This is a genomic window from Streptomyces natalensis ATCC 27448 (assembly GCF_000935125.1).
In the GTDB taxonomy this organism is placed as follows: domain Bacteria; phylum Actinomycetota; class Actinomycetes; order Streptomycetales; family Streptomycetaceae; genus Streptomyces; species Streptomyces natalensis.
This window is the reverse complement of record NZ_JRKI01000028.1, coordinates 81,863-93,418: the sequence shown is the minus strand read 5'-3', so window position 1 is coordinate 93,418 and position 11,556 is coordinate 81,863. Positions and strand designations below refer to the sequence as shown.

9 protein-coding genes are annotated in these 11,556 nt (G+C 69.2%); 7 read left to right on the top strand and 2 right to left on the bottom strand.

All coding sequences use genetic code 11. From position 1 onward, the window contains the following. The first annotated feature begins 2 nt into the window (after positions 1-2). The 3 genes from SNA_RS19790 to SNA_RS45435 all read left to right on the top strand — a co-directional run bounded on the left by SNA_RS19790 (position 3) and on the right by SNA_RS45435 (position 3,683). The gene (locus SNA_RS19790; protein ID WP_206742964.1) at positions 3-1,397 is read left to right on the top strand and encodes an ABC transporter ATP-binding protein; all 1,395 of its coding nucleotides are present in this window, start codon (positions 3-5) and stop codon (positions 1,395-1,397) included. Positions 1,398-1,933: 536 nt separating this feature from the next. Next, entirely contained in the window at positions 1,934-3,121 is a 1,188-nt protein-coding gene (locus SNA_RS19785; RefSeq protein WP_030068090.1) for an alpha/beta fold hydrolase, read from the top strand. A 181-nt stretch (positions 3,122-3,302) separates the two neighbouring features. Beyond that, on the top strand, positions 3,303-3,683 hold the full coding sequence (locus SNA_RS45435; protein ID WP_476718249.1) for an SMI1/KNR4 family protein: 381 nt from the start codon (positions 3,303-3,305) through the stop codon (positions 3,681-3,683). Positions 3,684-3,748: 65 nt separating this feature from the next. Here SNA_RS45435 and SNA_RS19780 read toward each other — a convergent pair whose 3' ends face one another. Further along, positions 3,749-3,961, bottom strand: a complete 213-nt coding sequence (locus SNA_RS19780) for a hypothetical protein (protein WP_030068091.1) — start codon at positions 3,959-3,961, stop codon at positions 3,749-3,751. A gap of 238 nt (positions 3,962-4,199) precedes the next feature. Between SNA_RS19780 and lanKC the strand changes: the two genes are divergently transcribed. From lanKC to SNA_RS19760, 4 genes are all read left to right on the top strand, one after another. Further along, entirely contained in the window at positions 4,200-6,800 is a 2,601-nt protein-coding gene (lanKC, locus tag SNA_RS19775) for a class III lanthionine synthetase LanKC (RefSeq protein WP_030068092.1), read from the top strand. 61 nt (positions 6,801-6,861) lie between these two features. Continuing rightward, positions 6,862-6,990: a SapB/AmfS family lanthipeptide gene (locus SNA_RS19770; protein WP_030068093.1), complete on the top strand. Its 129-nt coding sequence runs from the start codon at positions 6,862-6,864 to the stop codon at positions 6,988-6,990. Between the two features lie 127 nt (positions 6,991-7,117). Next, the gene (locus SNA_RS19765) at positions 7,118-8,878 is read left to right on the top strand and encodes an ABC transporter ATP-binding protein (RefSeq protein WP_044366036.1); all 1,761 of its coding nucleotides are present in this window, start codon (positions 7,118-7,120) and stop codon (positions 8,876-8,878) included. Continuing rightward, positions 8,875-10,713, top strand: coding sequence for an ABC transporter ATP-binding protein (locus SNA_RS19760; RefSeq protein ID WP_078970027.1), 1,839 nt, complete (start codon positions 8,875-8,877; stop codon positions 10,711-10,713). Before SNA_RS19765 ends, SNA_RS19760 begins: the two co-directional genes overlap by 4 nt. A gap of 72 nt (positions 10,714-10,785) precedes the next feature. Here the strand turns inward: SNA_RS19760 and SNA_RS19755 are convergent, their stop codons facing one another. Next, on the bottom strand, positions 10,786-11,373 hold the full coding sequence (locus tag SNA_RS19755; protein ID WP_030068098.1) for a response regulator transcription factor: 588 nt from the start codon (positions 11,371-11,373) through the stop codon (positions 10,786-10,788). Between the last annotated feature and the right edge of the window lie 183 nt (positions 11,374-11,556).

Genomic DNA, 11,556 nt, shown 5'->3' with positions numbered 1-11,556 from the left:
GCATGGAAGAAACAGGGCATATGGCCGGCGCACGGGCGATTGCGCTCGACAAGGTCACCGTGCGCTACGCGGCGCGCGGCGAACCGTCGCTGCGTGACTTCTCGTTCGAGGTGTCGGAGGGAGAGTGCGTACTGCTCACCGGCGGCAGCGGGTGCGGCAAGTCGACGGTGATCCGACTGCTCAACGGCCTCGTCCCACACGTCTACGAGGCTGAAGTATCAGGCAGCGTCAGCGTGTTGGGACACACTCCCGCGGAGCGGCCCCTACAGGAGACGGGCCGCACGGTGTCGACCGTGTTCCAGAACCCGCGAACCCAGTTCTTCTGCACCGAACCACTGTCCGAGATGGCATTCGGCGGGGAGAACGCGGGCGCGGACCCGGCCGGCCTCCGCGCCCGCGTGGCGCGGGTCGCCGACCGGGTGGGCGTCGCACACCTCGCCCAGCACAGCATGTTCACGCTGTCCGGCGGAGAGAAACAGCGCGTGGCGCTGGCGTCGGCGGTCTGTGACCAGCCACGGATCTATCTCCTCGACGAGCCGACGGCCAATCTGGACGATGAGGCGGTGCAGGAGCTGCGGTCCACCCTGACGCGGCTGCGTGATTCGGGCGCGACCCTCGTGATCGCCGAGCACCGGCTGCACTACCTGCGGGGACTGGTCGACCGCGTCGTACGGATGGACGCCGGCCGGACAGCGCAGACATATTCCTCGGCGGACTTCTGGAACATCCCCGGCCAGACACGCCGCACACTGGGACTGCGCAGCCTGCATCCCCCAGCGACCGCAAAGTCCCCCAAGCCCGCGGCCGATGAGCACAGCGGCCTGGTGTGCGACCACCCACGGTTCGGCGAACTCCCCTTCCCACGCGGCATGGTGACCGCACTGGTCGGACGGAACGGCGTCGGGAAGACGCACACCGCGCGTATCCTCTCAGGACTCGAAAAGTCACCGGCCCGTGTCACGCTCGACGGCCGGCCCCTGACGCGACGGCAGCGGACCCGCCGCGCCTTCCTGGCCGCGCAGGACGTCAACCGGCAGCTGTTCGGACCGTCCGTGCGCGAAGAACTGACCCTGGGACGGCAAGGCATCGCACCATCCGCCGTCGACGCCGCGCTGCGGCGCCTGGACATCGACCAGCTCGCGGACCGGCACCCGCTGTCCCTCTCCGGCGGCCAGCAGCAACGGGTGGCCATCGCCTCCGCGCTCGTCGAGGGCCGCGAAATATACATCTTCGACGAACCGTCCTCCGGGCTCGACTACCGGGCCATGCAATCCGTCTCCGGGGTGCTGACAGAACTCGCCGCCAGCGGCAAGATCCTCATCCTGATCACCCATGACCACGAGCTTGCCGACGCATGCGCCCACGCCCTCGTGTCCCTGTCCGCCCCCTCTGCCTGAAGGACCAGGGGCAAGGGTGCTGGCCGCAGGGGTGGCTGGTGCTTCGCCGGAGGGGGCGGGGCGGCCTCAGGATGTCGGGGTGGATGCAGTGTCGCTGCGGCCGAGGAACTTCCAGCGGATTCCTGTCCGGACGGTGTGTACGGCGCGGGCGGCGTGCCCGAAGCGTTCGTCGACGATGCTGCGTCGGCGTCCATGCTGGCGGCGATCTTGCACTGATGCCTCTTCTTGGGGTGCTGGTGGATCAGCTGGGCCTGCGCGCTGGAATGGCCGGCGCGGACCATGAGGTCCTTCAGAGACGTCATGACGACTTGACCCCTGCCCATGCCCTGGCCTGCGCAGCGGTCAGCCGAATGGGCATGACGCCCGTCCTGTCCCGAGGCGAACGTCACTCGGCCGATCGGAGCGACGGGCCTACCCATTGGGGTCACACGGGAGGCTTCGGCGGCCGTGCTCATGGCATCGGGTGATCGCCCCTCGGATTCTGGCCTGGTCCGGGCATCCGTCTCGGGCTGAGCCGAACGAGAGGAACGCAAGTAATGGCAACGGGCATCATCACCAAGGACTACGCGGTCCCGCACACCTCGACCAACCCCGCGAACCTGCATGACAGCGTCGAGCTCTTCGTACGGGAGTATGACGGCACCAAGCCGAGCCATTCGCCCGAGGCCGTCCTCATGCTGCACGGCAGAAGTACCCCGGCGCTGCCGGGGTTCGACCTCGAACACGGCCGACAGGACAAGTACAGCTGGTCCAAGAGCCTGGCAGATGAAGGCTACGACGTGTTCATCATGGATCTCCAGGGATCTGGCCGGTCGACGCGCCCGAAGATGGATAATCCGTGCAATGCCAACCCCGCCCAGCAGCAGGACATCCTGGTCCCCAACCCGCTGTCGGCGCCCTGCTCCCCTGTCTACACGTCTCAGCTGAACAACTCGCAGAGTGACTGGGACGAGCTGGACACCGTCATCAAGTTCATCCAGCACCAGAGCGGTGTGTCGAAGGTCCGGCTCATCGGCTGGTCCGCGGCCGCGTTTGTCATGGGACCGTACGCGGTGCAGCACCCGCAGAACGTGGAGAGCCTGCTGCTGCTCGCGCCGATCTTCCCGCCGGACGGCAGGCAGAGCAAGGCCGGAACCGATTTCGGAGCACCGGTCGCACTGCCGGTCTCCACCCCGGCGGCCCTGTTCGGCTTCCCGATGAGCCTCGGTACCAAGGCGGCCTTCGCCAGCTCATGGGACAGGGAACTGCAGTGCGCGAACCAGCGGGAGCCCGGCATGGTCGACGTGGTGTGGGACGCCACGATGGACAACGACGCCGTCGGCAGTGGCTGGGGACCCATGGAAGACGGGGTGGCCCAGGGCGTGAATCGGATCCGGAACTCCTACTGGTGGGGCTGGAACTCCACCACAGTGCCACTGCACGGCACGCTCGGCCGGGACGTGCCGGTGTGCATCGTGTACGGAGAGCTCGACACCCAGGCGAACACGCCGGTGTCCTCCGGTCCCTTGCTTCACTTCTCGGTCCCCGCGCTCTATGAGGCCATCCCCGGCACGAAGAAGCTGATGTTCCGCGTCGCCTGTACCGGGCACCTCATGGTCTGGGAACGCCAGTCCAAATTCCTTCACCACATGTCCCGACAGTGGCTCAAGCAGGGCAAGGTCGAAGGCCTCTCCAGCGGAAGCTACTTCCGGGACGAAGACGGCGTCATCCTGCCCGCAGAGTAGGGGCTCCGCTGGCTGCCGTGATCGGCACCGCGGCTGGCCCCTGAACCACGACCCACACGATGGCCTGGACCCCGATCCCGTAGCACCGGCTGAGCGTTTTGCCTGGCGAAACCCGCCAGCTCACACGCTCAGCCGTATCCCTGCGGCTGATGTCCAGCGTTTTCATTGTTCCGGTCGCTGGATGGAGAGCTGGGACCAGGGCGCCGTACGCGCTCGGATACGCGAGATGGCAGCACGGGACCCGGAGCGGGCGCGCTTCGGGGCGGATGGGTACCAGTACGAGCTGGCGCCCGCGCTTCCAGAGGCGGAGATCAGGGCGTTCGAGGAAGCCCACGGTGTCGATCTGCCGACGGAGTACCGATCCTTCGTCGCGGAGGTGGGCAACGGCCCCGCAGGTCCAGGCTACGGGTTGATGCCGTTGACCACCCCCCGACCGGAGGCCGGCGAGGAGTGGGCCGTGGACGACGAGTGGGAAGAGGACCGGCTACCGGGCCGACTCTCCGCACCGTTCCCGGCGCCATCACGCACATCATGCGAGCCAGGTGGCGGTCGCTGTCGTTGATGAGGTTCATGCGGCCTCGGCGCTTCGAGGAGGCCATTGCGCCCTCTACGAACTTCGCCCGTTTCTCAGGGCGCTGGACGCAGTCGCAGTGCTCCGGTACGCGTGCTTCCGGAGCGTTCCAGCGACTTGAGGGAGTAGTCCAAGGGGAAGCCATCGCCGACCCGAGCCTTCTCCAACAGCAGTAGTTGGTACGGCGGATCGCCGATCCAGTTCTGAAGCAGTTGCTGCGGGGGGTTCTCCGGCTGTGTCTCAGTGACCACGGTGACCTTGGTGACCATGCGGAAACAGCAGGGGGGAGCACTGACAGCACCGGTCTCGACACGTGGTGAGCCGGCAGGGTTTGCACCCGAGAAGGAATAGCCGAATGGTGGAGCGCTCGGGCAAGGGCGTGGATCATCACTCGGTAAATTTGCAGCAAACATGCATTTCTCACGGGTTCTTCATGACAGACATGACTGTTTGCCGTCCCCTGCGTCATGACAGCGTCATGCCTGTCACCAGACCCGAGGGAGTGCGATGAACAAGGGTTACGCCGTCTTCTGCGACGCCGACCGGCAGTTCTACGACGCTCCCCACCGGCTGTCGGCGACCGGCAAGGGGCGTGGAGCTCCCTACGCGACGCTGAACCGGGAGCTGCCGGAGGGCTGGCAGCGCCACCGCTCGGGCGACTGGCTGGCGTTCCGGCCCCTGGACCACGAACTCCCCAGCCAGGGCTGGAAGATCCATATCTCGGCCTGCCTGGACAACGCCGAAAGGGTGCTGGCGAAGGTCTGGGACTACTGCGTCCCGCGCTCGGTGGCCTTCAAATGCATGCCGAGCCGGTATCTGCTGCACACCCGCAATGCCAAGTACGCCGACCGCGGCGCCAGCGGAAAGTTCCTCACCGTCTACCCGGCCGACGAGGAGCAATGCCGCCTCATCGCCGAGGAGTTGGACGAACTGCTCGCCGGCGAACCGGGGCCGTACATCCTCAGCGATCTGCGCTGGGGCGCCGGTCCGGTGTATGTGCGATACGGCAGCTTCACCGAGCGGCACTGCTATGACGACAGGGGCGAACTCCGCCCCGCGATCGAGGACGACCACGGGCGCTTGGTCCCCGACCTCAGAGAGCCCGCGTTCCGCGTCCCGGAGTGGGTCACCCTCCCGGACTTCCTCGAGCCGCATCTGGCCGCCCGCTCTGCCACCACCGTCGCCGACCTGCCGTACAAGATCGAGCAGGCGCTGCACTTCTCCAACGGGGGCGGGGTCTACGTCGGCCGGGATCTGCGGACGGACCAACGGGTGGTGCTCAAGGAGGCGCGGCCGTATGCCGGACTGGCCGCCGATGAAGCGGATGCCGTGACCCGGCTGGAGCGCGAGCGGGACGCGTTGAAGAGGCTGTCGGGGCTCGGCTGCGCCCCCGAGGTGCACGACTGGTTCACCCTCGGCGACCACACCTTCCTCGTACTGGAATTCATCGAAGGCCGGCCGCTGAACAGCTTCTTCGCGCACCGCCACCCGCTGATCGAGGCTGATCCGACCCCTGAGAGGCTCGCGGAGTACACCCAGTGGGCCATGCGTGTGCACGGTCTGGTGGCCGACGCGGTCAAGGCGATCCACTCCCGTGGCGTCGTCTTCAACGATCTGCATCTGTTCAACATCATGATGTCCGAGGACGAGTCCTCCGTGGTGCTCCTGGACTTCGAGGCCGCTGCCGTCGACGACGAATGCAGCCGCCAGGTGATCGCCAACCCGGGCTTTGTCGCTCCCGCGGACCGCAGGGGATCCGATGTCGACCACTACGCCCTGGCCTGCCTGCGCCTGGCGCTGTTCCTCCCGCTCACCAGCCTCTTTGCGGTGGACCGTGGCAAGGCGGCACATCTCGCGCAGATCGCCGCCGCGCAGTTCCCGGTGCCCCGCGACTACCTCGACGAGGCAGTGGCCGAAATCCTCCGGGGACACCAGCCGGCGAGCGACTCCGGCCGCACGGACCGGCGCGCGGGAGCGGACTACTTACCCGTAGCCCTCGGCGACTGGCCGCACAGCCGCGACTCCATGGCCCGCGCTGTGCTCGCCTCGGCCACTCCCGATCGCGAGGACCGCTTCTTCCCTGGCGACATCGCCCAGTTCGCCACGGCAGGCGGTGGCACCTGCTTCGCCTACGGGGCGGCCGGGGTGCTGTACGCCTTGGCGGAGACCGGCGCGGAGCGCTGCCCGGAGGCGGAGGAGTGGCTGCTGCGCAGGACGAAGACCCCCGCGCCCGGCAGCTCGCTCGGCTTCTACGACGGCCTCTCCGGCGTCGCCTGGGTCCTGGATCGGCTCGGACACCAGGAACGGGCCCTGGACCTCATCGACACCATCGAAGCCCAGAGCCGGCAGGACATCGCACCGGACCTGCACAGCGGACTGGCCGGCATCGGCCTGGCACTCGACTCTCTGGCCCACACCACCGGCGAACGCTTCCTTGAAGAGCGCGCCCTGCACTGTGCCCAGCTCGTGGCCGACAAGCTCCGCACTGCCGCGCCGCCGGCCGAAGGCGGTGCGCGGCCCCGCGCCGGGCTGCTGCACGGAGACAGCGGAGCGGCACTGCTCTTCCTGCGCCTGTACGAGCGCCGCGACGACCCCGCGCTGCTCGATCTGGCCGCCGATGCCTTGCGCCGGGACCTGGCTCGGTGTGTCCGCGGCGCGGGCGGCGCACTCCAGGTCGATGAGGGCTGGCGGACCATGCCCTACCTCGGCGCCGGCAGCGTCGGCATCGGCATGGTGCTCGACGACTTCCTCGCCCACCGTCCGGACGACGCGTTCGAACGGGCGCGGGCCGAGATCGTGCAGGCCGCCCAAGCCAAGTTCTATGCCCAGCCTGGCCTGTTCCGCGGCGCGGCGGGCATGGTGCTGCACCTCAGCCGCACCACGGCCGGAGTCACCGGCACCCACGCCGCCGATCTCCGCCGCCAGATCGACTCCCTTTCCTGGGGTGCCGTCCCCTATCGAGGGCACCTCGCCTTCGCCGGGGAGCAGATGATGCGGCTCTCCATGGACCTGAGCACCGGCACCGCCGGATGCCTGCTCGCACTGGGCAGCGCGCTGCACGACACACCCGTGCATCTGCCCTTCCTCCCGCCGCCACGGCGGCCCTGAAGCCGGCCCCGTCCGGGGCCGATCGAGAAACACCCCGTCCCCATGAAGGAGAGGAACCACGATGACCCTTCTCGACCTGCAGACGATGGAAACCCCCAAGGCCGAGGCCACGGAGGAGCTCCACACCGGCAGCCGCGCCAGCCTGCTGCTCTGCGGCGACAGCAGTCTGAGCATCACCACCTGTCACTGACTCATCGGCGCCACGGAGCTTCGGAATCCGTAGCGCGAAAGTCATGGGCGAGCCCCGGGCGGCAACACCGTCCGGGGCGTGCCACAGCCACCCGTGTACGTCCCTTGGAGGCGAGGTCCCCACCCCTATGCCCCGTACCCCCGGGCCCCCGTCGGCCGCCCGGCGCAGGCCGGACGCGGGTGTCCGCTCTGTCCTGACCGGGGCCTTTCGGCACAGCCCCGCACGCGCCACCGCCGCCTGCCTCTTCAGCGTGCTGTCCGCGGCTTCCGCCGTTGCCCTGCCCGCCGTACTCGGTCACACTCTCGACCTCGTGCTCGGCGTACGTCCGGGCCTCCACGGTGCGCTGGCCCTCTGCGCCGCGCTGCTGGTCGCGGAGGTGTTCCTCGACGCACTGGTCGCGCTGACCGGCGGCGTCACCACCGCCCGCAGCACCGCCTGGCTCCGCAGGCGCGGAATCAACCATCTGATGTCCCTCGCACCGCACCGTGTCGTCGACCGCTTCACCCCCGGTGACCTGGTGACCCGCCTCACCGGAAACGCCGCCGACGCCGGGACCGCACCCACCACCGCGGCCACCGGTCTCGCCGCCCTGGTCACTCCGGTCGGTTCCCTGATCGCCCTGGCCCTCACCGACATCTGGCTGGCCGCCGTGTTCCTCGCCGGGCTCCCGCTGCTGACTCGGCTGCTGCGCGTCTTCGCCCGTGGATCCTCCGACAGCGTCCGGCGCTATCAACACGCCCAGGCGGACATCGCGACCCGGCTTGTCGAGGCGCTCGGTGGCGCCCGAACCATCGCCGCGGCCGGAACCGCGGAGCGTGAGCGGGCCAGGGTCCTCGCACCGCTGCCCGAACTGGGCGCGCAGGGACGGCAGATGTGGCAGGTGTACGGTCGCGCCGTGGTCGGCAGCAGCATCCTGGTGCCGCTGCTGACCACCTCCGTCCTCGCCGTCGGGGGACTCCGGCTGGCGTACGGCGGCCTGTCGGTAGGCGAGCTGCTGGCGGCCTCCCGGTACGCCGCCCTCACTGCCGGACTGGGAGGGGTGATGGGACAGCTCAACACCCTGGTGCGCAGCCGCGCCGCGGCCCACCGCATCGGCGAACTGCTCGCGCTGCCCGCGGCAGCCCACGGCTCCCGGCCGCTGCCCGCCGACGGCTGCGGCCGGCTCGAACTGCAAGGGGTCACCGTCGTCCGCGGAGGGGCCCCCGCGCTACGCGGCATCGACCTGGTGGTGCCAGGGGGCACCATCATGGCTGTCGTCGGGCACTCGGGCTCGGGCAAGTCGCTGCTCGCCGCCGTCGCGGGACGGCTCACCGAACCTGACAGCGGACAGGTGCTGCTGGACGGCGTACCGCTCGGCGAGGCCGATCCGTCCCAGCTGCGCCGCGAGATCGGCTACGCCTTCGAACGCCCCGCCCTGTTCGGCGCCACGGTAGGGGCCGCCATCGGCTTCGGCCCCTACGAGCCACCGGCCCATGCGATCGAGGCCGCCGCCCGCGCGGCCGGTGCGGACTCGTTCGTCCGGCTGCTTCCGGACGGGTACCGCACGCCGCTCGCCGGGTCCCCGCTGTCCGGTGGGGAGGTCCAACGCCTCGGCCTGGCACGGGCCTTCGCGCATGCCGGCCGTCTGCTCATCCTGGACGACGCCACTTCCAGCCTGGACAGCGTCACCGAACTCCACGTCAGCCGGGCCCTGATGCATGACGTAAGGACCGGCAGCCGGCTGCTGATCGCCCATCGCGTCTCCTCCGCCGCCCGCGCCGATCTCGTCGCCTGGATGGAGAACGGCCGGCTGCGCGCCGTCGCCCCGCACGACCGTCTCTGGGCGGATGCCGACTACCGGGCGGTCTTCGCCCATACTGACGGCTCGGACTCCCGGACCGCCGCATGACGACGCCGACGGCACGACTGCAGCCCCGGGCGATGCGCTTTCTCCGCCGCCGGACCCGCGTAGTGCTGTTGCTGGCCGGGTGGTCACTGCTGGAGTCCGCACACACCTTCCTCAGTGGCTATGGCGTGGCAAAGGCCCTGGATCAGGGCTTTCTGACCGGCGATACGGGCGTCGGGCTGGCTTGGCTGGCCGTCTCCGCGCTCGCCGTCGTTGCCGGCGGCCTGGCCGGCCGAGGGGTCTTCCGCGGCCTTGCCGACCTCGTCGAGCCGCTGCGCGACAGCCTGATACGTCAGGTGGTGTCGCGCTCGCTGACGCAAGCGGTGGCGCATCCGGCTCGCGCGGCGGACAGCGCCGTAGTCTCCCGGCTGACCAACCAGACCGAGATCGCCCGGGACAGCTTCGCCGGACTGGTCCTGGTCGCCCGCTCCTTCGTGTTCACCGCTGTCGGCGCGGTGCTCGGACTCCTGTCCTTGGCTCCCCTGTTGCTGCTGATCGTCATGCCTCCGCTCGCCGCCGGGCTACTGCTCTTTCTGGCCACCCTGCGGCCGATGGCGGCCCGCCAGCGCGCCTTTCTGCAGGCGGACGAGGATCTGTCGACGCAGTTCGGGACTGTCGCCGAGGGGCTGCGCGATGTGGTGGCCTGCGGTGCGCAGCAGCCGACTGCGGAGCGGGCGCACGGCTTGATCGAGGACGAGGCCCGCGCGGCACGACAGCTGGCGGGCTGGGCTGCCGTCCGCTGTCTTGCGCTCGGCCTGGCGGGCCAACTACCGATCCTGCTGCTGCTGGTCACGGCGCCCTGGCTGCTGCGGCAAGGGCTCACCGCTGGTGTCGTACTGGGCGCGCTGACCTATCTCACCCAGTCCCTGCTGCCCGCACTGCACACCCTGATGAATGCCCTCGGTTCGGCCGGCACCCGGCTGCTCGTCGTTCTCGCCCGGCTCACTACCGGCCCCGCCCAGGACCCGGAGGCCACCGCCACCGCAGAGCCGACCCCCACCGCACCGGATACTGCCCCCCTGGTCGCAGCCACCTCCCTCGCCCCTGTTTCCCCCCTCGTCCCCGCCGCGCCCGTCGGCCCCCGCGTCGAACTGCGGGCGGTGACCTTCGCCTACGGGCCCGCCGCGCAGCCCGTGCTGCACGACCTCGACCTGACCGTCGAACCGGGCGAGCACCTCGTCGTGGTGGGGCCGAGCGGCATCGGAAAGTCGACCTTGACCGCTCTCGTCGCCGGCCTGCTCGAACCCGCCCACGGCGAGATACGCGTGGCCGGCCGCCCGGTCCGCGCAGGATCGGGCCCGTCCCTGCCGCGCATCCTCATCCCGCAACAGGCCTACGTCTTCTCCGGAACCCTGCGCGAGAATCTGAGCTATCTGTGCCCCGACGGCGCACCGACGTCCGCGTTGCAGACGTCATCGGACGCAGTCGGTCTGGGCCAACTGGTATGCCGACTGGGTGGATTGGACGCGCAGCTCGACCCGATCACCTTGTCCCAGGGCGAGCGGCAGCTGATCGCACTGGCCAGGGCCCATCTGTCACCCGCCTCGCTCGTTCTCCTCGACGAGGCGACCTGTCACCTCGACCCGGCGGCGGAGATGCGGGCCGAACGCGCCTTCGCAGAGCGCCCCGGAACTCTGATCGTCGTGGCGCACCGGATCACCTCGGCCCGCCGGGCCGACAGGATCCTGGTGCTCGACGGCGCCCGAGCCACCTGCGGCACCCATGACGAACTGCTCGGCCGCTCGGCCCTCTATCGCGACCTGGCAGGAAGCTGGCAGCCGGGGACACTTGAGCGCGGTGCGGGACTCTCCGCAAAGTCACACCCTCGGGGCGGATGAAGCCACTTTGCGCAAGGCGTGACGCGACTTTGCGCAAGGCCAAGGCGCACCAGGAACGCAAGCGGCCTGCCTTTAGACCCAGCCTGCCCCCTGCGATATGCGTATGGCGTCCACTCGGTTTCGAGCACCGATTTTGCGATTGATCGCCGCCATGTAATTACGTACCGTCCCATCGCTCAGATGCAGTTCACGGGCGATCTCGGAGACGGAAGCGCCTCCTGCGGCGAGCGACAGGACGCTCAACTCGCGTGGTGTCAGCGGCATGTCGGCGGCCTCCAGGAAATCCGGTGTGAGCGAATGGTCGACATAGCGCTTCCCGGCCGCCACCAGATTTATGGCGTGCAGCAGCCGGGCCGGTGGCGCGTCCTTGTCCACAAAGCCCCGCGCGCGTGCGGAGATGGCCCGGCGTAGCGTGCCGGGCCGGCAGGCACTGGCCAAAACCAGCAACGCGCACCCCGGGCCGCCCGGATGGTCCGCCGATGACACCGAACCCGCGCAGTCCACATCCACGACGCACACCTGCGGTTGGAAGGAGCGGGCCCGCCCGGGTGCGGTTCTCCAGCAGGCGGCGACGGCGTCGATGCCCTCCTCGTCGCGCAACAGCGCGGTGAGCGCCGAGCGCAGCAGCCGCGTTTCGTGCACCACCAAGACCCGGATCACGTTCGCCCCTTCGTTTCTGCTTTTGCGTGTCTGCCCCCGTTGCCGACCGTCACCAGTGAAACAGCAGGCGATGTGGCGACGTCTACCCCATGAGCCTCTTCCGCAGCACACGGTTTCAGCCCCGATTGGTGCCCTGCTGAATTGTCACGGCTGACATTCCCGCCAGATGAACTTTCGTTGGAT

Coding starts and splice junctions, on each gene's coding strand:
- lanKC (WP_030068092.1), top strand. CDS start 4,200: ATGAACAAGGGTTACGCCGTCTTCTGCGACGCCGACCGGCAGTTCTAC.
- SNA_RS19760 (WP_078970027.1), top strand. CDS start 8,875: ATGACGACGCCGACGGCACGACTGCAGCCCCGGGCGATGCGCTTTCTC.
- SNA_RS19780 (WP_030068091.1), bottom strand. CDS start 3,961: ATGGTCACCAAGGTCACCGTGGTCACTGAGACACAGCCGGAGAACCCC.
- SNA_RS19770 (WP_030068093.1), top strand. CDS start 6,862: ATGACCCTTCTCGACCTGCAGACGATGGAAACCCCCAAGGCCGAGGCC.
- SNA_RS45435 (WP_476718249.1), top strand. CDS start 3,303: ATGGAGAGCTGGGACCAGGGCGCCGTACGCGCTCGGATACGCGAGATG.
- SNA_RS19765 (WP_044366036.1), top strand. CDS start 7,118: ATGCCCCGTACCCCCGGGCCCCCGTCGGCCGCCCGGCGCAGGCCGGAC.
- SNA_RS19785 (WP_030068090.1), top strand. CDS start 1,934: ATGGCAACGGGCATCATCACCAAGGACTACGCGGTCCCGCACACCTCG.
- SNA_RS19790 (WP_206742964.1), top strand. CDS start 3: ATGGAAGAAACAGGGCATATGGCCGGCGCACGGGCGATTGCGCTCGAC.